The organism is Lentzea sp. NPDC036949 (assembly GCF_055608075.1).
The window spans coordinates 241,473-263,319 of record NZ_JBVJRA010000005.1 but is presented as its reverse complement, the minus strand read 5'-3'; the positions used below and the strand labels follow the sequence as shown (position 1 = coordinate 263,319).

Genomic DNA, 21,847 nt, shown 5'->3' with positions numbered 1-21,847 from the left:
CCTCAAGTCGCGGGGCAGTCGCCTGTACGAAACGGTAATCGCGTCGCCCCGGCTCCCCGTTACCCGCCGCTATGGTGTGCCCCATGCGCCTCGGATTCGCCTGCGCGTGGGACCCCCGTCCGGAAGGGACGTGGTCGCACACCCCCTGGAACCTCAGAAACGCGTTGCGCCAGCGTATCGAGGTCGTCGACGTCGGGTTGACCTACCCCGGGGCGGTGCGCGCCGCCTTCAAGGCCGTCAACGCCCGGCGCGTCGACGGCCGCTGGGTGTCGATGTGGAAGCACTCCGCTCTCGCACGCCGTTACGGGGAGCGGAGCCTCGACCGGAGCCTGCGCGCCAACCCGTGCGACGTGGTGCTGCAGATCCAGGACCTCGCACCGGTCAGCGCGCCGTTCCTCATCCTCCAGGACCTGAGCTACGACGTGCTTTTCGACCACATGGACGAGAACGGGCGACTTGTCCACTTCCCGTCGCTGGCACGCGGTGACCTGGAACGGCTTCGCGACCGCCAGCGCGGGATGTACGAACGCGCCGCCGGGGTCGTGGCGATGAGCCGGTGGTTCGCCGACCACCTGGTGAACGTCTCGGGTGTGCCACGTGAACGGGTGCACGTCGTGAACCCCGGCGCGTCGGCCGCGTGGACCGGTCAGGAGGTGCCCGAAGAGGTGCGGCAGCGCCGGATCGATGGACCGCGACGGCGGCTTCTCCTGGTCGGCAAGGACTTCTTCACCAAGAACGGCCCGCAGGTGCTCGGCGCCGTCGCCCGGCTGCGGGCCGAGGTCGACCCCGGGATCACGCTCACGGTCGTCGGCCCCGCCCAGTGGCCGCTGCCGGGGGAGGTCCCGCCGGGTGTGACGTTCCTCGGGCGCCAGCCGATCGACGCGATGGCGGGCATCTACGACGACCACGACGTGTTCGTCATGCCGTCGCGCTTCGAGGGCTTCGGCATCGCGCTCGTCGAGGCGCTGGCCCGCGGCCTGCCGTGCGTGGCCCGCAAGGCCTTCGCCATGCCCGAGATCGTGGAGGACGGCCGTAACGGCGCCCTCGTCGCAACCGATGACCCAGCAGAGCTGGCTGGCGCTGTCGCACGCCTGCTCGCGGATGACACCGTGTTCACTCGAACGGCCGCCGAGGCGGCTGCCGTTCGCGAGCACTACTCGTGGGAACGCGCAGCTGACGAGGTTGTCGCGGTCGCGCGGCAGGTGGTCCGCACCTAGGTTCCCGCAGCGGAGGAGAGACGCTCGATGTACCTGGCCTCCGCGCGCACCAAGCCGGTCGAGGCGGCCGGCGGCACCGGCGTCGCCGGGAAGGTGCCCGGCACGGTCGTCGCACTGGGCGCTGTGAGCCTCCTCACCGACGTGTCCGCGGAGATGGTCACCGCGTTCATGCCGGTTTACGTGCTCTACGTCCTGCAGCTCGGGTATGTCCAGTTCGGACTGCTCGACGGTTTGTACAGCGGTGCCACCGTCCTTCTCCGGTTGGTCGGCGGCCACCTGGGTGACCGGCTGGGCAAGTACCGGGCGGTGGCGCTGGCGGGGTACGGGATCTCGGCACTGTCCAAACTGCTCTTCCCGTTCGCCGGCGCCTCGACCGCCGCGATCGGTGCCGTCGTGGCCACGGACCGCGCGGGCAAGGGCCTGCGCACCGCGCCGCGCGACGCGCTGATCTCCCTGGCCACCCCGGCGCCCGTGCTGGGCAGGGCGTTCGGCCTGCACCGGGCGATGGACACGTTCGGCGCGATGCTCGGCCCGCTGGTGACGTTCCTCATCATGATCCAGCTCGGCGCCGACCCGAGCCTGGTCTTCGGCGTGAGCTTCTGCTTCGCGCTGGTCGGCGTGATCGTGCTGGTGACGTTCGTGCCCGGCCCGCCGCGCACCGCCGTCGCCGCGCCCCGGCCGGAGATCCGCTGGCGTGATGGTCTGCACCTGTTGCGCGGCAAGAGGTTCCGCGGCGCGTCGGTCGCGGCCACCGTGCTCGGGTTCGCCACGATCAGCGACGCGTTCGTCTTCGTCGTGCTGCAGAAGACCGCCGGGGTGCCGACGAGCCTGCTGCCGTTGCTGCCGCTGGGCACCGCGCTGGTGTTCCTGCTGGCCGCGCTGCCGCTGGGGCGCGTGGCCGACCGGTTCGGCCGCTGGCGGATGTTCGCCGTCGGCCACGTCGCGTTGCTGGGCGTGTACGCGCTGCTCGTCCTCGGCGGTCGCGGAATCGCGGTGGTGTGCCTGGTCCTGCTGCTGCACGGCCTCTTCTACGCCGCTACCGACGGTGTGCTGATGGCGCACGGAGCGGAGCTGGTGCCCGAGTCGATCAGGGCGAGCGGGCTCGCGATCCTGCAGACCGGCCAGGCCGTCGCCCGGCTGCTCTCGTCCGTCCTCTTCGGAGTGTTGTTGACCTTCCTCGACATGCGCTGGGCCGTGCTCGTGGCCGCCGTCGCGCTCCTCGCCGCACTCGGGACCGCGCTGGTCCTCACCGGCCGCGGCCGCACCAGCGCCGACGCGGAGGTGGCGGCGTGACCGCGCTCGCCCGGCACCGCGTCGCCATCGGCATCGCCGCCATCGTGCTGGTGCTGCTCGGCGGCGGCGGGTTCGTCGCCTGGACCGTGGCCGAGCGCGACGACGCGCGGGCGAGCGCCGCGCCGCCGGTGCAGGGCGGACTGCTGTTCGTCGACCTGGAGAGCTACGACGGCCAGGTCGACCAGGTCGCGCTCGCCGACCCCGGCGGCAAGCGCACCCCGACCGCGCTGCGGTGCCAGCGGGTCTACGTGGCCGCGGGGACGACGGTCTGCCTGCGGCTCGCGGGCATCGGGCCGTCCTACGAGGCCGCCGTCCTGGACGCGGACGGCGAGGTGCTCCGCACGGTCGCGCTGCCGGGCACGCCGAGCCGGGCGCGGGTCTCCCAGTCGGGCAAGGTGGTCTCCTGGACGACGTTCGTCACCGGCGACTCCTACTCCGTGCCGGGCGGCTTCTCCACCAGGACCGGTGTGCTGGACCTGGCCTCCGGCACGCTCGTCGAGTCGCTGGAGACCTTCCGGTCCACCGTCGGCGGCCAGGTCATGACCGCCGCGGACATCAACTTCTGGGGCGTCACGGTCGCCCAGGACGACCGCACGTTCTACGCGACGATGGCCACGGCCGGCCGCACGTGGCTGATGAAGGGCGACCTGGTCGCGCGGACGATGACCGACGTCCGGCAGACCGCCGAGTGCCCGTCGCTGTCACCGGACGGCACGAAGGTCGCCTACAAGAAGCGGACCTCGCGCACCGGGCCGTGGCGGCTCGCGGTGGCCGACCTGCGCACGAACGCCGAGACCGTCATCGAGGGCACGACCGGCATCGACGACCAGGCCACGTGGCTGGACGGCGACACCCTGGCCTACGCCGCGACGAACGGTGACGAGAAGCGCTCGTCGATCTACGAGGTGCGCGCCGACGGTTCCACCGCGCCGAAGGTGCTGATCACCGCCGCCGCGTCCCCGGTGCCCGTGCGGTAGCCCCTGGCGCCCTCGGCGGTGAGGTTCACCGTCAGGAGCGGAACCAGGCCCGCTTCACCGGCCGGCCGTGCGCGAGGGCGTCGCGCAGCGAGACGCCCTTCAGGCCGCGCTCGGCCAGGCCGGTGCACACCAGCCGGGCGAGCTCGCCGCGGTCGAACGTCGGAGCGGGCCCGTCGTCGACGCCGTCCTCCGGTCCCGCGTAGCCGTCGTGCATCAGCACGACCGCTCCACTGTGGACCTCCCGCAGCGTCCGCTCGGCGATCGTGGCGGCCGGGTCGTCCTCCCAGTCGAACGCCGCCACGTCCCACACCACGGAGTCCATGCCGGTGGCGCGGATCGCCGCGTACGTCGCCGGCCGCTGCGCGCCGTACGGGGGGCGGAACCAGCGCACCTCGGTGCCGAGGACGTCCTCCAGGAAGTGCTTGCCGTCGGCCGTGCGGGCGCGCACCTCCTTGGGTGCCAGTGTGGTGAGGCGCACGTGGTCGACGCCGTGCAGCGCGATCTCGTGGCCAGCGGCCTGCACCTCGGCGAGCAGTCCCGGGTGCTTGCGCGCCCGGCCCGTCAACACGAAGAACGTTGCCGTGCAACCGGAGTTCGCCAAGGATTCCAGCACCCGTTCGGTCGCGCCCGGCTGCGGCCCGTCGTCGTAGGTGAGCACGACGTGCGGTTGCGGCGAAGAGACCTGTCGCACTGAGCCGATCGGAGCAGTGAGCGGCAGGACGAGGCGCCGGGCGAGGCGACGGATCATGCCGTCACTGTAACGACTCCAGACGGGCTCTCGATCCAGTTGACATGACGAGTGGCTCCGACCTGGTGAGTCTGTCGATCTTGATGGTGTCCTACAACGCCGCCGACCACCTCGAAGCCACGTTGCGTTCGCTGCAGGGGTCTGCGGCGCCGTCGGACCCGTTCGAGGTCCTGGTGACGGACAACGGTTCCGCGGACGGCGCGGCCGAGGTGGCCGAGCGGTTGCTGGGCACCGGCGCGGTCGAGCGCATGCACCGCAACACCGGCTTCGGCTTCGCGGTCAACCGCACGGCGAAACGCGCCAGGGGCGACTACTTCCTGTTGCTGAACCCGGACGCGCACCCGAGGCCGGGCGCGATCGACGCGGCGCTGACGGTGCTGAGGGCACGGCCGCGCACGGGCATCGTCGGTGGGCGCTGCGTCACACCCGACGGGGAGCTCGACCCGCGCAGCTGCTTCGGCCGCATCACCGCCTGGAGCCTCACGAGCGGCATGCTCGGCCTGTCCAGCGCCTTCCGCGGCTCCGCGTTCTTCGACCCCGAGTCGCTGGGCGGCTGGCAGCGCGACGACCAGCGCCCGGTCGACGTCATCAGCGGCGGGTTCCTGCTGATCTCCCGCGAGACCTGGGAACGGCTCGGCGGGTTCGACGAGACCTACCGGATCTACGGCGAGGACCAGGACCTCTGCCTGCGCGCCGCCGCACTCGGCTTCTCGCCGTGCATCGCACCGGCCGCGGAGTTCGAGCACGCCGTCGGCGCCTCCTCCGCGCACCGGGTGAACCGCGACGTGCTGGTGCTCACCGGCCGGGCGACGGTCGTGCAGCGCCACGTGCCGGCGCGGCGGTACGGGCTCTTCGCGCTGCGGGCAGGCGTGGCGTTGCGCGCCGCGGCCGAACGGGTGCTGCGCAGGGGCCCGCGCTGGAGCGAGGTGTGGCGCCGCCGCGCGGAATGGGCCGGCGGCTGGGGCGCCCGCACCGACGTGGCGGGGTCCGCGTGACGCGGCCGGTCGCCGGTGTGGTCATCCCGGCGCACAACGAGGAACGCGGCATCGCGCGGTCCCTGTCCTTGCTGGGCGGGGAGTTCGACGTCGTCGTCGTGGCCAACGCGTGCACCGACGCCACCGCCGGCGTGGCCCGCGCGGCGGGCGTGAAGGTCGTGGAGACCCCGGTGGCGGGCAAGGTGCACGCGCTCGCCCTGGGTGACGAGGTGTGCGCCACGTTCCCGCGGGTGTACCTGGACGCGGACGTCGACCTGACCGCCGAGTCGTTGCGCGCCATGGTGTTCGAGCTCACCTCCGACGACACGGCCCTCGCGTGCGCGCCGGTGCCCGAGCTCGACCTCACCGGCTGCTCCCGCGTCGCCGCGGGTTTCCACCGCACCATCGCGCGGCTGCTCGCCCAGCGCCGCGGGCTGTCCGGCACCGGCGCCTACATGGTCACCGAACGCGGTCACGCCCGGATCTTCCCGATGCCCGACGTCGTCAACGACGACGGGTACGTGCAGCGCAGGTTCTCCTTGGCGGAGAAGAAGATCGTCCCGTCGGCGCGCGCGGTCGTGCGCCCGGCCAGGACGGTGGGGGCGCTGGTGCGCCGCCGGGCCAGGGTGCGGCTGGGCAACCGGCAGCTGGACGCGCTCGGTCACACCGGCCACGAGCCGCCGCTCGCCCTGGGGCAGCTGCGCGGCCTGGTCCGGTCGCGCGAGGTCGCACGACTCGACGCGCTGTGCTTCCTGTCGGTGCTCGCCGTGGAGAAGGTGCTCGCCCGCTGGCGCCACCTGACCGGTGTGACCGGCGAATGGTCCACCGACCGCACCACGAGGTAACGCACACCCGTTGGTGGAACGACTACCTGAGCGTTGGCCCGGTCCCCCGGTGAGAGGTCTTAGCTGTGAGCGCACCGCACGTGTTGATCATCGTGCAGAACCTGCCCGTGCCGTTGGATCGGCGGGTGTGGCTCGAATGCCGTGCGCTGACAGCGGCCGGCTACGAGGTGTCGGTCATCTGCCCCAAGGGACCGGGTGACCCCGCCTACCAGCTCCTCGACGGGGTGCACCTCCACAAGTACGCCCCGCCACCGCAGGCGGAGGGTGCTCTCGGCTACGCCTGGGAGTTCCTCTACTGCTGGGTGCGCACCGCGGTGCTGAGCGTGAAGGTGCGCATGCGCCGCCGGTTCGACGTGATGCAGGCGTGCAACCCGCCGGACACGTACTGGGCGCTCGCGCTGCTGTGGCGGCTCGGCGGCGTGAAGTTCGTCTTCGACCACCACGACCTCAACCCCGAGGTCTTCCTGTCCCGCTTCGGCGAGCCGGCCGGGTTCGCAGGCAAGCTGCAGTACCGGGTCCTGAAGTGGCTGGAGCGGCGCACGTTCCGCACGGCCGACCGGGTGACCTCGACCAACACCTCGTACCAGAAGATCGCGTGGACCCGCGGTGACGTGCCGCCCGAGCGCACGACGGTGGTGCGTTCGGGCCCGGACACGACGGTCATGCGGCCGGTCGAGGGCGTGGACGAGCTGCGCCGCGGCGGCAAGCACCTGGTCGCCTACCTGGGCATCATGGGCCCGCAGGACGGTGTCGACGGCGTGCTGGAGGTGGCCCGCAGGGTCGTGTTCGACCACGGCCGCAGCGACGTCCGGTTCGCCCTGCTCGGCTTCGGCGACTGCCTGGAGGACCTGCGGAAGCAGTCCGCGGCCTGGGGTCTCGACCCGTACGTCGAGTTCACCGGCCGGGTCGGTCCCGAGCAGATCACCCGCTACCTGTCCACGGCCGCCGTGGGACTGGGGCCGGACCCGTTGTCGCCGCTGAACGACGTGTCCACCATGAACAAGACCATGGAGTACATGGCCTACGCGCTGCCGGTGCTGTCCTACCGGCTGACCGAGAGCGTGGTGTCGGCGGGCGACTGCGCCGTCTACGTCGAGCCGGGTGACGTGGAGGCGTTCACGTCGGCGCTGCTCGACCTGCTCGACGACGCGGAGCGCCGCGGCCGGCTCGGCTTCGAGGGCCGCCGCCGCTGCGAGGCCGAGCTCGACTGGCGCCCGCAGGCTGAGGCGTACGTCTCGGTCTTCGACGGACTCACCGGATTCGTGTCGCGCGGGCCCTTCCCGGACGGTAGACCTGACCTGGCCGCCGGTACCGACCAGTGGGGCAACAAGATGATCGACGTGAGCGACGACGCCGTTCTCCGCGCGTTCGCCGTGAACCGAACGGGAGAATGATGTTCGTCAGAAGGATCGCTGTCGTCGGCACCGGCTACGTCGGCCTGACCACCGGTGCGTGTCTCGCGTCACTGGGGCACCGCGTGGTGTGCGCGGACGTCGACGAGGCCAAGGTCGAACGGCTCTCGCGCGGCGAGGTCGACATCCTCGAACCCGGTCTCGCGGACCTGGTGAGCGGCGGCCTGGCCTCTGGCCGGCTCTCGTTCGTCGTCGGCGCGTCGGCCGCGGTGGCCGACGCCGAGGTCGTGTTCCTCTGCGTGCCGACGCCGATGGGCGTGGGCGGCATCGCGGACCTGCAGGCCGTCGAGTCCGTTGTGGACGAGACCCGCGACCTGCTGCCGTCGGGCTGCGTGATCGTGAACAAGTCGACGGTGCCGGTGGGCACCGCGGTCCGCACGGCCGAGCTGCTGCGCCGCGACGACGTGGCCGTCGTGTCGAACCCGGAGTTCCTGCGCGAGGGCTCCGCCGTGCACGACTTCCTGAACCCGGACCGCATCGTCGTCGGCTGCGACCAGCAGGACGCGGCCGAGCGCGTGGCCGCCCTGTACGCCCGCCTGGGCGCGCCGACCGTGCTGACCGACGCGGCCTCCGCCGAGCTGGTCAAGTACGCGGCGAACTGCTTCCTCGCGATGAAGCTCTCGTACGTCAACGCGGTCGCGGAGCTGTGCGAACGGCTCGGCGCGAACATCACCGACGTGACCGAGGGCATGGGCTACGACAAGCGCATCGGCCAGTCGTTCCTCTCGCCCGGTCCCGGCTGGGGCGGCTCCTGCCTGCCCAAGGACACGCACGCGATGCTCCAGGCCGCGGACGCCGCGGACTTCGAGTTCCGGCTGCTGCGCGCCACGATCGACACCAACGAGCGCCAGCGCACCCGGATGGTCGAGAAGGTCCGCCTGGCGGTCACCGGCAAGCGCGGCGGCTCCCTCTCGCACGTCCGCCTCGGTCTGCTCGGACTCACGTTCAAGGCGGGCACCGACGACCTGCGCGACTCGCCGGCCCTGGCCGTGGCGGCGCTGCTCAAGCAGGCCGGTGCCGAGCTCGTGGGCTACGACCCGGCACTGAGCGGCGGCACCGACCTCGGTGCGGTGTCCGTTGTGGACGACGCCTACCAGGCGGCGAAGGACGTCGACGCGCTCGTGGTGCTCACCGAGTGGCCGGACTTCCGCTCGCTCGACTGGGCCCGCCTCGCCGAGACGGTCCGCCAGCCGGTGGTCGTCGACACCCGCAACATCCTCGACCCGGACGTCATCCGCAGGGCGGGCTTCACCTGCACGTCCCTCGGCCGCCGCTGAGGTCCTCCCCGGACCTCAGCGCGGCAGGTCCGGCCCGCAGTTCGTCACGCCGGCGAACAGGTCGGTCTCCGGCAGCGGGGCGTTCGTGGTGTCCAGGTCGCGGAAGTAGTGCTCCTGGACCGCGAACGCCCCTTCCGCGTACCGCCCCGGGTAGCACTGCACGGCCTTGCGCTTCACGTCGGCCACGTCGTCGATGTCGATCGTCGTCGCACCCCCGCCGGCGGTGAGGTAGAGCTTGGCGGGGATGCCGGTGCGGTAGACCGCCGACTTCGCCACCCGGACCGCGTGCACGTGGTCGCGGTGAGCGCCGTGGTGCGTGACCACGACCTGCGGCCGGTAGCGCTCGACCAGCGCCGCGACCCGGCCGGCGGCGATGTTCACCGGGATGGCGCAGAACCCGCCCTGCCCCACCTCACCGTCCTCACCGGAGTCGAGGTAACCGAGCGCCTCCAGGTCCGTGACGCCCAGTACGTCGGCAGCGGCCTGCAGCTCCGGGTTCTGCGCAGGGCCGGTGCAGGTGACCAGGACCGTGCGGACGCCCTGGCGGGAGTACAGCGCCAGCGCGCCGCCGGTGGTCGCCGACTCGTCACCGGAGTGGGCGTGCAGGACGAGGAGGGTGCGCGGTACGGGTAAGTGCACGCCGGGGAACGTACCCGAGGACCGGGTCGTGGCCCGGTCGCCGCGCTGGAGCGCTGTTCCCCGGGGCCCTGCCCGGACTCCGGCTCCACCGCGACCCGCGTCAGCGGCCGATGAACGTCGCCCTGCCCGGCCCGTCGGTCAGGAAGCTGTGCACGGCGTTCGGCAAGTCCTCGGTGTCGAACAGGGCCGCCGCGATCGTCGTCACGTGCGCGTCGGCCTCCGGGACGCCACCGTGTTCGAAGTGGGCGAGCACCTGCTTCGTCGCCGCGTGCGCCTGGGTCGGGCCCACGGCCAGGCCGTGCGCGAACCGTTCGGCGGCCAGCGCGAAGCCCTCGTCGGGCAGGACGCGGTTGACGACGTTCCAGCGCTCCAGCGTCTCGGCGGAGTACAGGTCGCCGGTCATGACGAGCTCCTTGGCGCGGCCGACACCGGCGCGGGCGGCCAGGCGCTGGGTGCCGCCCATCGTCGGGGTGAGGCCGACGACCTTCTCGACCAGGCCGAAACGGGCGCTCTCTGCGGCGAGGACCAGGTCGCAGGCCACCGCCAGCTCGAACGCCCAGGTGAGGCAAAGGGAGTGGGCGGCGAAGACGGTGGGGATCGGCAGCGCGGCCAGGCGCTGGGGGAGCAGCATCATGCGGTCGAACAGGGCCTGGGCGTCGGAGCGGTACTCCTGGGCGGCGAACAGGGAGACGTCCACGCCGCCGGAGACGACCCTGCCGGCCGCGTTGACCAGCAGGCAGCGGGCGTCGCCCAGCTCGTCGAGGGCGTCGTGGAACTCGGCGTCCAGCTCCAGGGTGTAGAGGTTGAGCGGGGGTGCGTCGATCGTGATGATCGCGAGCTCGTGCTGACGGGTCAGGTGGATCTTCACGGGTGCAGCCTCACAGCCAGTCGCGGCGTTTGAACATCAGGTACAGGTAGTAGGAGAGGGCCAGGATGCCCGCGGTGGCCACCCAGAAGCCCCACCGCTGGTCGTAACCGGGGTACGGGACGTTCATGCCGTAGAAGCCGGAGATGGCGGTCGGGACGGCGATGATCGCGGCCCAGCTCGTGACCTTCTTCATGATCGAGTTCAGGCGGTTGCCCTGGACGGCCACCTCGGCCTCGCGCAGGTTCGTCACGAGCTCGCGCAGCGACTCGGTCAGCTCCGCGGTGAACAGGGTGTGGTCCTTCACGTCCAGGTAGTACGGCATCAGCTCGTCGGAGACCAGCGCGTGCTCGCGGTGGACGAGCGAGCCGAGGATCTCGCGCATCGGCAGGGCCACGCGGCGCAGCTGGACCAGGGCGCGGCGCAGCTTGAGGATCTTGCGGCCCTGGTGGGGGCGTTCCGCGTAGATGCTGTCCTCGACGTCCTCGACGTGGTCCTCCAGCTCCTGCGCGGCGGCGTGGTGGCCGTCGACCACGTCGTCGAGCAGGCCGTGCAGCAGGAAGCTGACCCCGGCGGAGGCGAGGTCGGCGCCCGCGTCCCAGCGGCGCAGCACGCCGTCGAGCGGGTAGGACTCGTCTTCCCGGACGGTGACCAGGACCCGCGGGAGCACGAACACGTCGACCTCGGTGGTCCTGACCTCGTGCTCGGCGTAGGTGACGGCGTGCATCGCGAGGAACAGGTGGGTGGGGTAGCGGTCGACCTTCGGGCGCTGGCGCTCGGCGAGGGCGTCCTCGATCGCCAGGTCGTGCAGGCCCAGCTCGTCGCGCAGCAGGCGGACGTCGGGCTCCGAGGGCGCGCACAGGTCGAACCACACCACGGCCGAGGGATCTTCCAGCAGGTGTGCGACGTCGGCGACCGGGAAGTCCTGGTCGACCAGTTCGCCGTTGCGGTACAAGCGGGTCCGGCCCATGGGTGACAACGATACGTAGATCCGCTCAGATGTGAGGTTCCGGCCCGAGTTCCCGCTACCCTCGAACCGGTGAAGGTGGACCAACCTCAGCGCATCGGCGACTACCTGCTGCTGGGCAGGCTCGGTCGTGGCGCCATGGGAACCGTCTACCTGGGCCAGAGCAGTGACGGAAGGCAGGTCGCGGTCAAGGTCGCGCGGGCAGAGCTCGCTGACGACCCGCGGTTCCGCGAGCGGTTCCGGCGCGAGGTGCAGATGGCGCGGGCGGTGGGCGGTACCGGAACGGCGGCCGTGCTCGACGCCGACACACGGGCACCGCGGCCGTGGATGGCGACCGAGTACGTGCCCGGCCCGACGCTGCAGGAGGCAGTCGAACGGCACGGGCCGCTGCCGGAGCACCACCTGAGACGACTCGCCGAGGGCCTGGCCGACGCGCTCACCGCGATCCACGGCGCCGGGCTCGTGCACCGCGACCTCAAGCCGGCGAACGTGCTGCTCGGCGCGGACGGCCCGCGGGTCATCGACTTCGGCATCTCCCGCGCGATGGAGCACACGGCGCTGACCGAGACCGGCATGGTCTTCGGCACGCCGGGGTTCCTGTCGCCGGAGCAGATCACCGGCCAGGAGGTCGGCTGCCCCAGCGACGTGTTCGCGCTGGGAGCGGTGCTGGTCTACGCGGCCACCGGCAGGGGACCGTTCGGCGAGGGCCCGACGGCGACGCTGCTCTACCGGGCCGCGCACGGCGAGCCGGACCTCGACGGGCTGCCCAAGTCGTTGCGGCCGCTGGTGCAGCGGTGCATGCACCGCGACCCGGCCAAGCGCCCGGAGCCCACCGAGGTCACCCGGCTGCTGGCGCAGGTCGCGAAGCCGCCGACGACGAAGCTGCCCGCCCCGATGACCCCGGCCGCCGCCACGTTCTCGACGTCGCGGATCGTGCCGTTCAGCTGGGGCGTGGTGAACCTGGCCGCCGCGCTGCTCGCCGCCGCCATCGCCGACCCGGCCGCCCAGGCGAACGGGGCGACGCAGCTGCTGGCGCTGGCCGCGTTCTGCGTGCTGGTGGTGCGGGCCGCGCGGTTCTTCGGCGCGTCCGCGCGCCGCAAGGTGGTCGTGGAGATCAGTCGCGAGGGCATCGCCACCACCCGCAACGGCAAGTTCCACCAGTACTGGTGGTACGAGCTGGCGCGCGTGCGGGTGGTGCCGCACAAGAAGCGCCCGTGGGTCGTGGTCTGGCTCAAGGACCCGGCGCCACGCCGGTTCTTCGGCGCCCACCACGGCGGGGTGCGGGTGTTCCCGATCGCCCACGAGCGCTCGCGCCGCCGCCGTGACCGCGAGGTCGCCGAGCTGCGCGCCGCACTGGCCTGGTACCTGCCGCGCTCCTACGACGGGCGCTGATCGGTCCACCCGCAGGTGGTCGTCACGGTGTCCGGTACGCCGGGTGGTGACGTGGACCACATCAGGGTCGCGGGTGCGACTAGGCGGCCATCGGCAGATCGGCGCGGAGCACGGCGACGAGGTCCTCGCAGGACTGCCGGCTGGCCACGCCGTGCACGACCTGCCAGCCGGCGGGCACCTGCAGCACCGCCGGCCAGATCGAGTACTGGCCCGCCGGGCTGACCAGCACCAGGAACATGGTGTGAGCCGAAGCGAACGGGGTCATGCGTCCAGGGTGACGTGGACCACCTCGGGCGGCGCTCGGCGCGCGCTCAAGTCGCCGCCGGGTTGCCGCTGCGCGGAGTCCTCACGGCCACCGGGTGTCGGCGTGCCACACTGCTGCGCGCCGCGTTGCCCTGCCGCCCGCAAGCCACCCACGTTCCCTCGACGACAACGATGTCGGCGCCCAGGTTCCGGTGCCCCGCCCGAGTGTGGTTACGTGTGGTCGTGACTGTGGAACAGGTGGTCCTGCTCGGCGAGGACGGTTCGGCGATCGGCGTCGAGGACAAGGCTGTCGTGCACCACGCGGACACGCCGCTGCACCTGGCGTTCTCCAGCTACGTCTTCGACTCGGCCGGCAACACCGTGCTCACCCGCCGGGCGCTGCACAAGAAGACGTTCCCCGGCCTGTGGACCAACACGTGCTGCGGCCACCCCCTGCCGGAGGAGGACATGGCCGAGGCGGTGCGGCGGCGGCTGCGCGACGAGCTCGGCATGGACGTCGGCGTGCCCGAGCTGGTCCTGCCGGCATTCCGCTACCGGGCGGAGATGGACGGTGTCGTCGAGAACGAGATGTGCCCGGTGTTCCGGGTGCTGTCCGACGCCGAGCCGGTGCCGAACCCCGACGAGGTCGACTCGACCGAGCGCGTGCCGTGGAGCGTGTACGCCTCGAGCGTCCTGGACGGGACCCGGCCGGTGTCGCCGTGGTCCCGCCTGCAGGTCGCCGAGCTCGTGGAGCTCGGGCCCGATCCGCTCGCGTGGCCGGTGGCGGACCGGGCCGGGCTCCCTAAGGCCGTGGTGCTGTCACCACTGCAGTGAGCCGCCGTTCTGGTACTCGATGACGCGGGTCTCGAAGAAGTTCTTCTCCTTCTTGAGGTCCATCATCTCCGACATCCACGGGAACGGGTTCTCCGCCGGCTCCCACACGGGCTCGAGCCCGAGCTGTGCGCAGCGGCGGTTCGTGATGAACCGCATGTACTGCTCGCACAGCTCGGAGTTCAGCCCCAGGATGCCGTTCGGCATGGTGTCGCGGCCGTAGGCGATCTCCAGCTCGCAGCCCTCCGCGAGCATGGTGCGCACCTCCGCCTGGAACGCGTCGTCCCACAGGTGCGGGTTCTCGAGCTTGATCTGGTTGATCGCGTCGATGCCGAAGTTCAGGTGGATCGACTCGTCGCGCAGGATGTACTGGTACTGCTCGGCGACGCCGACCATCTTGTTGCGCCGCCCCAGGGACAGGATCTGCGCGAACCCGGTGTAGAACCACATGCCCTCGAACACCACGTAGAACGCGACGAGGTCCTTGAGGAACGCCCGGTCGCGGTCGGGTGTGCCGGTGCGGAATCCCGGGTCCTCCAGGTGCCGGGTGAACTGCAACGCCCACGCGGCCTTGTCCGTGATGGACGGGATCTCCCGGTACATGTTGAACAGCTCGCCCTCGTCGAGGCCGAGCGAGGTGCAGACGTACTGGAACGTGTGGGTGTGCACGGCCTCCTCGAACGCCTGGCGCAGCAGGTACTGCCGGCACTCGGGGTTGGTCAGGTGCCGGTACACGGCGAGCACGATGTTGTTGGCCACCAACGACTCCGACGTGGCGAAGAAGCCGAGGTTGCGCTTGATCATCAGGCGCTCGTCCGCGGTGAGGCCGTCCTTCGACTTCCACAGGCCGATGTCGGCCTGCATGGACACCTCGGTCGGCATCCACGCGTTGTTGCAGCCGGCCAGGTACTTCTCCCACGCCCAGTGGTACTTCAGCGGCAGCAGCTGGTTGACGTCCGCACGACAGTTGATCATCGCCTTGTCGTCCACGCCGACCCGCGCGGCACCGGCGTCGATGATGTGGTCGGTCACTGGCAGGCCTCGCAGTCGGTGTCGGTGGTGGAGCAGGCGACGGGGGAGACGGCGTTGAGCTTGCCGTCGGTGCCCTGCAACGTGGACTTCTCCACGTGCGTCGCGCTCTGCGTCCGCAGGTAGTACGTGGTCTTGAGCCCGCGCAGCCACGCCAGCCGGTAGAGCTCGTCGAGCTTGCGGCCGCTCGGCGCGGCCAGGTAGAGGTTGAGCGACTGCGCCTGGTCGATCCACTTCTGCCGGCGCGAGCCCGCCTCGACCAGCCAGGCGCTGTCGACCTCGAACGCCGTGGCGTACAGGGCCTTCAGGTAGGGCGGCACCCGGTCGATCGCACCGAGGCTGCCGTCGTGCAGCTTGAGGTCGGAGACCATCTGCTCGTCCCACAGCCCGCGCTGCTTGAGCGCCCGCACCAGGTGGGGGTTGACGACGGTGAAGTCGCCGGACATGTTCGACTTCACGTAGAGGTTGCGGTACAGCGGCTCGATCGACTGGTTCACGCCGGCGATGTTCGCGATGGTCGCGGTCGGCGCGATGGCCATGACGTTCGAGTTCCGCATGCCCTGCCGCACCTTGGCCCGCAGTGCGGCCCAGTCCATCGTGGACCCGCGGTCCTGCTCCAGCTCGTCCGCGGCGCGGTGCCGCGCGAGGATCTCGACCGAGTCGATCGGCAGGACGCCCCGCGACCACAGCGACCCGTCGAACGACCGGTACGCGCCGCGTTCCCGGGCCAGGTCGGCGGACGCCTCGATGGCGTAGTAGCTGATCTCCTCCATGCTGCGGTCCGCGAACTCCACGGCCTCCTGCGACGCCATCGGCGTGCCGAGCGTGAACAGCGCGTCCTGGAACCCCATCAGCCCGAGACCGACCGGCCGGTGCCGCAGGTTGGAGTTCCTGGCTTCCGGGATCGTGTAGTAGTTCACGTCGATCACGTTGTCGAGCATCCGCACGGCCGTGCGCACCGTCTTGCGGAGCCGGGCGTGGTCGATGCCGTCCTCGGTGACGTGCCGGGCGAGGTTGACCGACCCCAGGTTGCACACCGCGACCTCGTCGACCGCGGTGTTCAGGGTGATCTCGGTGCACAGGTTCGACGAGTGCACCACGCCGCTGTGCTGCTGCGGTGACCGCAGGTTGCACGGGTCCTTGAACGTGATCCACGGGTGGCCGGTCTCGAACAGCATCGTGAGCATGCGCCGCCACAGGTCCACGGCCTGGACCCGGCGGAAGACCTTGATCCCGCCACCGTCGGCCTTGGCCTCGTAGGCGCGGTACTTCTCGGCGAACTCGGCGCCGAACGCGTCGTGCAGGTCCGGCACCTCGTCGGGGGAGAACAGCGTCCACGTGCCGCCCGCGCGGACCCGGCGCAGGAACTCGTCCGGCACCCAGTTCGCGGTGTTCATGTCGTGGGTGCGGCGGCGTTCGTCGCCGGTGTTCTTGCGCAGGTCGAGGAACTCCTCGACGTCGATGTGCCAGGTTTCGAGGTAGGCGCAGACCGCGCCCTTGCGCTTCCCGCCGTTGTGGGCGAGGCCGGCCGTGGTCAGGTAGGACTCGTCGGTCTCGACCTCGAGGTCGAACACCTCGGGGACCACCTCGGTCTCCCGCACGTCGCGGACGCGCGAGAACACCATGCCCCGGTGCTCGACCCAGTCTGGCTCGGTGGTCGGGCGGCAGCCGGCGAGTTCGGCGATGCCCTCGACGGCGGGAACCCCGACGTCGAGGTCCTCGCCGGCAGAGGGGATGCCGAGGCGCAGCAGCTGGTAGCGGGCACCCGCGGCGAGCGACCGCGACGTCGTGGTGAAGTGGACCTCGACGCCGCGGGAGGCACCGCCGCTCGACTCCAGCAGGCCTTGCAGGAGCTTCCGGGTCTGGGCGTGCGGCAGGTGGGAGAACCTGCGGGCGATCCGCTTCCGGCGGTCGTCGTCGTAGAGGTCCTCAGGCGTGAACGGGAACGCGGAGGCACCCACCTCGGGTTCGGAGGCCCAGTGGATCCACACGCGGGTGTCGTCGCGGCCGTTCTCCCGGAAGGGGACACCGCGCGCCGACAGGTGCTCGCGGACGAAGTCCAGGTGCGCGTCCAGCCCGGGTTTCCCGGAGACACCCCACCGCACCCCGTCCTCCGACAGGTGCCCGCCACCGAGCAGGACGCCGTACAGACGAGCATCGTCCTCGCTGAAACCGGCGACGGGCACGACCTCCCGCGGAACCACCCTGGCGACGAGGTCACCCTTCTCCAGCCGACCGGCGTCCACCCACTCCGGCCGCACCTCGTCGCCGGCGAGCTGCTTGAGCGTCCGCGCGTTCTCCTGGCCGAGCGGCACGCCCCTGACGGCGTACAACGGGTGTCCGGCGGTGACCCTGAGGGGTGCGGCGGAGTGCTCGACCTCCACCTCGACCATCGGGTCGACCTGGTCGTAGAGCATGACGTCGGTGACCTCGCGGTAGGTGCCGCTCACCCCGAGCACGAGGTCGCCGGCCACGACGTCCCTGATCGCCTTGACGCCGTCGGCGGTGTGGACGCCGGTGTCCGGTGCGAAGCACTGGTTCACGGCCACGGCCGTGTCGTTCGCGATCTTCAGGAACGGCACCACGCCCTGCGACGTGCCGTTGGTGCCCCTGATGTGCGCGCCGATGCCGCGCACCGGCGTCCAGTCGTTGCCCAGGCCGCCCGCGAACTTCGAGAGCAGCGCGTTGTTGCTGATGCCGTGGAAGATGCCGCCGAGGTCGTCGGCCACGGTGGTCAGGAAGCACGACGACAGCTGCGGCCGGGTCGTCCCGGAGTTGAACAGCGTCGGTGTCGAGCACATGAAGTCGAACGACGACAGCAGCTCGTAGAACTCGACCGCGCGGGCGTCGGGGTCGTCCTCCTCCAGGGCGAGGCCCATGGCCACGCGCATGAAGAACGCCTGCGGCAGCTCGTAGCGGCGGCCGTCGCGGTGCAGGAAGTAGCGGTCGTACAGGGTTTGCAGGCCCAGGAACTGGAACCGGAGGTCACGGGACGGGTCCAGCGCCGATCCCAGGCGGGCCAGGTCGAACGAGGTCAGCCGGGGGTCGAGCTGGCCGCAGTCGACGCCGTGCCGCACGAACGAGGCGAAGTACGACGGGTAGCGCTCGGTCATCTCGGCGTGCGACAGCGGGACGCCGCACGCCTCGGTGCGCAGCCGGTCCAGCAGCAGGCGGGCGCTGACGCAGGAGTAGTCCGGGTCCTGCTCGACCATCGCGCGGGCGGCCATGATCGGCGCCAGGGCGAGCTCGGCGTCGGTGATGCCGTGGTACAGGTTCCGCTTGGTCTCGGTCAGCACCGCCTCGGCCGATGCGTTCGGAAGATCGGCACAGGCTTCCTCGATGACCACTGAAAGGCGGTCGGGCACGCTCTCTCCTCGCGAGCTGGGCCCAGGAGGAAAAGCGCATGCGCGCACCGTTCACCGGTGCACACAGCCGCCCTCCCTCGGGGCACCGTGTCGTGCGCGCAGGCTTGCGCGCACCCCGGTGGCAGGTCTTCGGACTCGTGGGCGTCGAACTCGCGCCTACCGGCCGTCGCTTCCCAGGTCTCGCGACCCAGTGCTTCGTTGACGGCTTTCGTTCCCACTCACCGCTGCGGGGCAGTCCCGGACTCGCACCGGGTTCCCTCTTGCCTCACCGGCCCGTTGTCCGGGCCGGTGAACCACCAGTGCGGCAGATACTACATGTGGTGGTGGGTCCTTGATCACCACCCAACATGCGTGTCCCCTGGGTAGGGTGGTCGGCGTGGGTGAGGTTCGGCCGCGGGTCTTCTACGGTGCTCTGCTCAGTGCGGGGCTCGCCTCCGCGTCGCTGTTCGCGGGAGCCGCGGCGCCGGTGACGAGCGGCGTGCTGGCCGGCTGCGCGGTCGCCGCGCTGGTCACGTCCCGGCGATCAGCGCGACCCCGAGGCTGATCATCACGGCGGCGATCACGCCGTCCAGCACGCGCCACGCGCGCGGCTTCGCGAACAGCGGGCTGAGCAGCCGGGCGCCGAACCCGAGCGCGGCGAACCAGGTGATGCTCGCCGTCACCGCGCCGACGCCGAAGAGCCAGCGGCCGGCGGCGATCGACCCGAGCAGCAGCACGGTGTCGAGGTAGACGTGCGGGTTGAGCCACGTCAGCGCGATCGCGGTGAGCACGGGCCGGTGCCGGGCGCCGGTGTCGGCGTGCAGGGCCTGCGGGCGCAGTGCGCGCCGCGCGGCCAGGAACCCGTACCCCAGCAGGAAGAGCCCGCCCACGACCGCGGCGACGGTGACCGCCTGCGGCCACCGGGTGACGATCGCGCCGAACCCGGCGACGCCCACGGCGACCAGGACCGCGTCCGACACGGCGCACACGGCGACCACCTTCGCCACCGCCTCGCGGCGAAGTCCTTGGCGCAGCACGAAAGCGTTCTGGGCGCCGATCGCGACGATCAGGGTCATCATGGTGCCGAAGCCGAGCAGCAGGTCTGTCACGCGGTCCACGCTATTGACGCGTTCTTGATGAGGCCAGCTGAAGATTCTTACGTACCATTAGCGCTCGTGATGGACCTCGACCTGGTGCGCACGCTGCTCGCGGTGGTGGACAGCGGCACGTTCGACGCCGCCGCCACCGCGTTGCACGTCACGCCTTCCGCTGTCTCGCAACGCATCAAGGCGCTCGAACAGCGCACGGGCCGGGTCCTGCTGGTCCGCGCCCGCCCGGTGCGGCTCACGCCGTCCGGTGAGGTGATCGTCCGCTACGGTCGGCAACTGCTGGCGCTCGACCAGGACCTCGGGGCGGCGCTCGGCGAGGACGCGGTCGTGCGGGTGCCGATCGCGGTGAACGCCGACTCGCTCGCCACCTGGTTCCTGCCCGCGCTGCACCGCGTGCCGCCCGAGCTGCGGATCTCGTTCGACCTGCACCGCGAGGACCAGGACCACACGACGGCGTTGCTGCGGCAGGGAGCGGTGATGGCGGCGGTGACGTCGTCGCGCGACCCCGTCGCCGGCTGCTCGGTGCGCAAGCTCGGCCACATCCGCTACGCCGCGATGGCCGCCGAGTCCTTCGTGAACCGGCATGCGGCCGGGCCGTTGAAGTCGTGGCTGCCGGACGCCCCGGTCGTGGTGTTCGACCGCAACGACGACCTCCAGGACCGCTTCGTCCGCACCCTGACGCGGGGCCGCGGCGCGTCCGAGCACCGCCACCACGTCCCGTCGTCCGAGGTCTACGTGCGCGCCGTCGCCACCGGCCTGGGCTGGGGCATGGTGCCGCCGCAGCAGGTGCTCGACGGCCTGGTCGACCTCGCTCCCGGCCGCACGGTCAGCGTCCCGCTGTACTGGCAGCAGTGGAAGCTCGACTCGCCCGCACTCACCGCCGTGGCCGAGGCGGTGGTGGCCGAAGCCGCGCAGGCGCTGCGCTGAGTCCCCGGGGTGGGGCGACGCGCCGCCGAACCGGGCTCGCGCTCCCGGCCGGGAACCTGTCCGGCGCCTGAGAGCACCCTGTCGGCTTCCTGAACCCAGGAACCCCGGGGGTTCACCCGCTCGTTGACCGGTTTGTGCTGATTCCTCGCCTCGCCGCCACCGGCGGTTCGCTCGCGGTCGTCGCGACCGTCGCCATGGTGGGCCTGCTCGACCTGACCGTCGGCGCGCTGCACCGCACGATCAGCGAGTACGCCCTGGGCGACTACCGCCCGGTGTTCGACGTGGCCGTGCTGCTGCTGGTCGCGGGCTCGGCCGGCATCCTCACCGCGCTGGTCCACAAAGGACTGACCCGGTGGCGGTCGGCGGGCTCGGTCGCGTTGCTGCTGTGGTCGTTCGGCCTGCTGCTCGTGGTCGTGTTCCCGAAGACGAACTGGGCGATGGGCACCAACCAGCTCAGCGGCAGCATCCACCGGTTCGGCAGCATGGTCGCGTTCGTGAGCCTGCCGGTCGCGGTCGTCCTGCTGGCCCGGCCGTGGCTGCGCGACCACGTCTGGGGGCGACACGCCAGGTGGACGATGGCGTCGGGTTTGTTGAGCGTTGTCGCATTCATGCCGCTGCTCTACGCCATTGTGCTGGGTGCGGTGTCGGACGTCCGGTGGTGGAACGTGTTCCCGTTGGGCTACATCGAGAGGATCTTGCTCGCCGCCGAGGTCCTGGCCGTGCTGGTCGTCGGGCTGTGGGCGATCTCGGCCAGTAGGGTTGCGCCATGGCGAGTTGGGGAGACCTCGCGGATTACGTCCGCGCCGAGTACGACGTCATCAGCGACCAGGGCGAGGAACTGAGGATCCTCTTCACCTTCGGGGACGTGGAGGAGGGCGACGACGACCGCACGCAGGTCGTGATCATCGTCCGGGAAGTGCTCGACAACATGCACGAATGGGTGCAGATCGCCTCCCCGTGCGGGCTGGCCGCGCAGGTGGACCTCCGCCGCGTGCTGGAGGAGGTGGGCAACTCCACCGTCGCCTGCGGCCTCGCGATCATGGGGGAGCACGTCGTGGTCCGGCACTCGTTGCCGCTCAAGGACCTCGACATCCACGAGTTCACCGACCCGCTGCACCTGCTCGCCGGCACGGCGGACACGCTGGAGGAGCAGTTCTGGGGAGGGGACGGCTACTGATGTTCGACCTGGCACCTGCCACCGACCGCCTGGCGGAGGTGGTGCGCGGGGTGACCGACCGCCACCTGTCGGCACCGACGCCGTGCCCGGAGTACGCGGTCGGCGACCTGCTCGACCACGTCAACGGCCTGGCCGTGGCGTTCACGATGGCGGCGCGCAAGACACCGCTGCGGGGCACCCCCTCCGGCGACGTGGCGCGGCTGCCGCTGGACTTCCGCGAGTCGGTGCCGGCCCGCCTGGCCGAGCTCGCGCAGGCCTGGCGCGCACCGCAGGCGTGGGAGGGCATGACCGCGGCGGCCGGCGTCGACCTGCCCGGCGAGGTGGCTGCGGCCGTGGCGCTGGACGAGGTCGTGCTGCACGGCTGGGACCTCGCACGTGCCACCGGGCAGCCGTTCGAGGTCGACGAGGACCTGCTCCAGGTCGTGCACGGCTTCGTGTCGTCGGTCGGTCCCGGCAACCGCGACGGCTCGCTGTTCGGAGCCGTGGTGGAGGTCGGCTCGACCGCGCCGCTGCTGGACCGTGTCCTGGGACTCAGTGGCCGCGACCCCGCCTGGAAAGTAGGTTAGGCTCCCCTAACGTGA

General features: G+C 71.3%; 22 protein-coding genes and 1 riboswitch. Of the genes, 14 read left to right on the top strand and 8 right to left on the bottom strand.

What is annotated here, in order from left to right; genetic code table 11:
- The first annotated feature begins 83 nt into the window (after window positions 1-83).
- Genes ACZ7CD_RS16760 through ACZ7CD_RS16750 form a run of 3 tightly spaced genes read left to right on the top strand, consistent with a single transcriptional unit; the run spans window position 84 to window position 3,487 of the window.
- The gene (locus tag ACZ7CD_RS16760; protein WP_470379187.1) at window positions 84-1,217 is read left to right on the top strand and encodes a glycosyltransferase family 4 protein; all 1,134 of its coding nucleotides are present in this window, start codon (window positions 84-86) and stop codon (window positions 1,215-1,217) included.
- A 27-nt stretch (window positions 1,218-1,244) separates the two neighbouring features.
- Complete coding sequence (locus ACZ7CD_RS16755) at window positions 1,245-2,510, top strand: MFS transporter (RefSeq protein WP_470379186.1); 1,266 nt, start codon at window positions 1,245-1,247, stop codon at window positions 2,508-2,510.
- Window positions 2,507-3,487 (top strand): hypothetical protein, encoded by a 981-nt coding sequence (locus ACZ7CD_RS16750; protein ID WP_470379185.1) that lies wholly within the window; start codon window positions 2,507-2,509, stop codon window positions 3,485-3,487. Before ACZ7CD_RS16755 ends, ACZ7CD_RS16750 begins: the two co-directional genes overlap by 4 nt.
- A 31-nt stretch (window positions 3,488-3,518) precedes the next feature.
- On the opposite strand, the gene ACZ7CD_RS16745 is transcribed toward ACZ7CD_RS16750, so the two are convergent.
- A complete protein-coding gene (locus tag ACZ7CD_RS16745) occupies window positions 3,519-4,235 on the bottom strand; it encodes a polysaccharide deacetylase family protein (protein ID WP_458433383.1) in 717 nt (238 codons plus the stop codon).
- 44 nt (window positions 4,236-4,279) lie between these two features.
- On the opposite strand from ACZ7CD_RS16745, the gene ACZ7CD_RS16740 reads away from it, so the two are divergent.
- The 4 genes from ACZ7CD_RS16740 to ACZ7CD_RS16725 all read left to right on the top strand — a co-directional run bounded on the left by ACZ7CD_RS16740 (window position 4,280) and on the right by ACZ7CD_RS16725 (window position 8,743).
- A complete protein-coding gene (locus tag ACZ7CD_RS16740; RefSeq protein WP_470379184.1) occupies window positions 4,280-5,230 on the top strand; it encodes a glycosyltransferase family 2 protein in 951 nt (316 codons plus the stop codon).
- Window positions 5,227-6,054, top strand: coding sequence for a glycosyltransferase (locus ACZ7CD_RS16735; RefSeq protein WP_470379183.1), 828 nt, complete (start codon window positions 5,227-5,229; stop codon window positions 6,052-6,054). The genes ACZ7CD_RS16740 and ACZ7CD_RS16735 overlap by 4 nt, the downstream gene beginning before the upstream one ends.
- Before the next feature lie 65 nt (window positions 6,055-6,119).
- Window positions 6,120-7,448 carry a glycosyltransferase family 4 protein gene (locus tag ACZ7CD_RS16730; RefSeq protein ID WP_470379182.1) on the top strand — a complete coding sequence of 443 codons (1,329 nt, stop codon included), beginning with the start codon at window positions 6,120-6,122 and terminating at the stop codon, window positions 7,446-7,448.
- A complete protein-coding gene (locus ACZ7CD_RS16725) occupies window positions 7,448-8,743 on the top strand; it encodes a UDP-glucose dehydrogenase family protein (RefSeq protein WP_360386859.1) in 1,296 nt (431 codons plus the stop codon). The genes ACZ7CD_RS16730 and ACZ7CD_RS16725 overlap by 1 nt, the downstream gene beginning before the upstream one ends.
- A 15-nt stretch (window positions 8,744-8,758) precedes the next feature.
- On the opposite strand, the gene ACZ7CD_RS16720 is transcribed toward ACZ7CD_RS16725, so the two are convergent.
- From ACZ7CD_RS16720 to ACZ7CD_RS16710, 3 genes are all read right to left on the bottom strand, one after another.
- The gene (locus ACZ7CD_RS16720; protein ID WP_470368627.1) at window positions 8,759-9,382 is read right to left on the bottom strand and encodes a PIG-L deacetylase family protein; all 624 of its coding nucleotides are present in this window, start codon (window positions 9,380-9,382) and stop codon (window positions 8,759-8,761) included.
- A 100-nt stretch (window positions 9,383-9,482) separates the two neighbouring features.
- Entirely contained in the window at window positions 9,483-10,250 is a 768-nt protein-coding gene (locus tag ACZ7CD_RS16715; RefSeq protein ID WP_360386865.1) for an enoyl-CoA hydratase/isomerase family protein, read from the bottom strand.
- A gap of 10 nt (window positions 10,251-10,260) precedes the next feature.
- Window positions 10,261-11,217, bottom strand: a complete 957-nt coding sequence (locus ACZ7CD_RS16710; protein WP_470379181.1) for a magnesium transporter CorA family protein — start codon at window positions 11,215-11,217, stop codon at window positions 10,261-10,263.
- Between the two features lie 69 nt (window positions 11,218-11,286).
- Between ACZ7CD_RS16710 and ACZ7CD_RS16705 the strand changes: the two genes are divergently transcribed.
- Complete coding sequence (locus tag ACZ7CD_RS16705) at window positions 11,287-12,606, top strand: serine/threonine-protein kinase (RefSeq protein WP_360386871.1); 1,320 nt, start codon at window positions 11,287-11,289, stop codon at window positions 12,604-12,606.
- 79 nt (window positions 12,607-12,685) lie between these two features.
- On the opposite strand, the gene ACZ7CD_RS16700 is transcribed toward ACZ7CD_RS16705, so the two are convergent.
- The gene (locus ACZ7CD_RS16700) at window positions 12,686-12,871 is read right to left on the bottom strand and encodes an MbtH family protein (protein ID WP_470379180.1); all 186 of its coding nucleotides are present in this window, start codon (window positions 12,869-12,871) and stop codon (window positions 12,686-12,688) included.
- A 227-nt stretch (window positions 12,872-13,098) separates the two neighbouring features.
- Here ACZ7CD_RS16700 and idi point away from each other — a divergent pair, with 227 nt between their 5' ends.
- Window positions 13,099-13,683 (top strand): isopentenyl-diphosphate Delta-isomerase, encoded by a 585-nt coding sequence (gene idi, locus ACZ7CD_RS16695; RefSeq protein WP_360388326.1) that lies wholly within the window; start codon window positions 13,099-13,101, stop codon window positions 13,681-13,683.
- Here the strand turns inward: idi and ACZ7CD_RS16690 are convergent.
- Both ACZ7CD_RS16690 and ACZ7CD_RS16685 read right to left on the bottom strand, forming a co-directional pair.
- Window positions 13,669-14,655, bottom strand: coding sequence for a ribonucleotide-diphosphate reductase subunit beta (locus ACZ7CD_RS16690; RefSeq protein ID WP_470368888.1), 987 nt, complete (start codon window positions 14,653-14,655; stop codon window positions 13,669-13,671). The two genes, idi and ACZ7CD_RS16690, sit on opposite strands and share 15 nt — an antisense overlap.
- Before the next feature lie 53 nt (window positions 14,656-14,708).
- Window positions 14,709-18,074, bottom strand: coding sequence for a ribonucleoside-diphosphate reductase subunit alpha (locus tag ACZ7CD_RS16685; protein ID WP_470379179.1), 3,366 nt, complete (start codon window positions 18,072-18,074; stop codon window positions 14,709-14,711).
- 103 nt (window positions 18,075-18,177) lie between these two features.
- A riboswitch (cobalamin riboswitch) is annotated at window positions 18,178-18,387 on the bottom strand.
- 63 nt (window positions 18,388-18,450) lie between these two features.
- Between ACZ7CD_RS16685 and ACZ7CD_RS16680 the strand changes: the two genes are divergently transcribed.
- Window positions 18,451-18,618 carry a hypothetical protein gene (locus tag ACZ7CD_RS16680; RefSeq protein ID WP_360386879.1) on the top strand — a complete coding sequence of 56 codons (168 nt, stop codon included), beginning with the start codon at window positions 18,451-18,453 and terminating at the stop codon, window positions 18,616-18,618.
- On the opposite strand, the gene ACZ7CD_RS16675 is transcribed toward ACZ7CD_RS16680, so the two are convergent.
- On the bottom strand, window positions 18,584-19,132 hold the full coding sequence (locus ACZ7CD_RS16675) for a LysE/ArgO family amino acid transporter (protein ID WP_360388331.1): 549 nt from the start codon (window positions 19,130-19,132) through the stop codon (window positions 18,584-18,586). The genes ACZ7CD_RS16680 and ACZ7CD_RS16675 overlap by 35 nt on opposite strands.
- 99 nt (window positions 19,133-19,231) lie before the next feature.
- On the opposite strand from ACZ7CD_RS16675, the gene ACZ7CD_RS16670 reads away from it, so the two are divergent.
- From ACZ7CD_RS16670 to ACZ7CD_RS16655, 4 genes are all read left to right on the top strand, one after another.
- Window positions 19,232-20,089: a LysR family transcriptional regulator ArgP gene (locus ACZ7CD_RS16670; RefSeq protein ID WP_360388334.1), complete on the top strand. Its 858-nt coding sequence runs from the start codon at window positions 19,232-19,234 to the stop codon at window positions 20,087-20,089.
- A 134-nt stretch (window positions 20,090-20,223) separates the two neighbouring features.
- Window positions 20,224-20,931, top strand: coding sequence for a DUF998 domain-containing protein (locus tag ACZ7CD_RS16665; RefSeq protein WP_360386882.1), 708 nt, complete (start codon window positions 20,224-20,226; stop codon window positions 20,929-20,931).
- On the top strand, window positions 20,856-21,266 hold the full coding sequence (locus ACZ7CD_RS16660) for a type III secretion system chaperone family protein (RefSeq protein WP_360386884.1): 411 nt from the start codon (window positions 20,856-20,858) through the stop codon (window positions 21,264-21,266). The genes ACZ7CD_RS16665 and ACZ7CD_RS16660 overlap by 76 nt, the downstream gene beginning before the upstream one ends.
- Complete coding sequence (locus ACZ7CD_RS16655) at window positions 21,266-21,832, top strand: TIGR03086 family metal-binding protein (protein WP_458433376.1); 567 nt, start codon at window positions 21,266-21,268, stop codon at window positions 21,830-21,832. The genes ACZ7CD_RS16660 and ACZ7CD_RS16655 overlap by 1 nt, the downstream gene beginning before the upstream one ends.
- Window positions 21,833-21,847: the final 15 nt, after the last annotated feature.

Bases quoted from the DNA above. Each gene is read 5' to 3' on its own strand.
- ACZ7CD_RS16760 (WP_470379187.1), top strand. From the start codon at position 84: ATGCGCCTCGGATTCGCCTGCGCGTGGGACCCCCGTCCGGAAGGGACG.
- ACZ7CD_RS16755 (WP_470379186.1), top strand. From the start codon at position 1,245: ATGTACCTGGCCTCCGCGCGCACCAAGCCGGTCGAGGCGGCCGGCGGC.
- ACZ7CD_RS16745 (WP_458433383.1), bottom strand. From the start codon at position 4,235: ATGATCCGTCGCCTCGCCCGGCGCCTCGTCCTGCCGCTCACTGCTCCG.
- ACZ7CD_RS16740 (WP_470379184.1), top strand. From the start codon at position 4,280: ATGACGAGTGGCTCCGACCTGGTGAGTCTGTCGATCTTGATGGTGTCC.
- ACZ7CD_RS16725 (WP_360386859.1), top strand. From the start codon at position 7,448: ATGTTCGTCAGAAGGATCGCTGTCGTCGGCACCGGCTACGTCGGCCTG.
- ACZ7CD_RS16710 (WP_470379181.1), bottom strand. From the start codon at position 11,217: ATGGGCCGGACCCGCTTGTACCGCAACGGCGAACTGGTCGACCAGGAC.
- ACZ7CD_RS16700 (WP_470379180.1), bottom strand. From the start codon at position 12,871: ATGACCCCGTTCGCTTCGGCTCACACCATGTTCCTGGTGCTGGTCAGC.
- ACZ7CD_RS16690 (WP_470368888.1), bottom strand. From the start codon at position 14,655: ATGATCAACTGTCGTGCGGACGTCAACCAGCTGCTGCCGCTGAAGTAC.
- ACZ7CD_RS16675 (WP_360388331.1), bottom strand. From the start codon at position 19,132: ATGATGACCCTGATCGTCGCGATCGGCGCCCAGAACGCTTTCGTGCTG.
- ACZ7CD_RS16670 (WP_360388334.1), top strand. From the start codon at position 19,232: ATGGACCTCGACCTGGTGCGCACGCTGCTCGCGGTGGTGGACAGCGGC.
- ACZ7CD_RS16660 (WP_360386884.1), top strand. From the start codon at position 20,856: ATGGCGAGTTGGGGAGACCTCGCGGATTACGTCCGCGCCGAGTACGAC.
- ACZ7CD_RS16655 (WP_458433376.1), top strand. From the start codon at position 21,266: ATGTTCGACCTGGCACCTGCCACCGACCGCCTGGCGGAGGTGGTGCGC.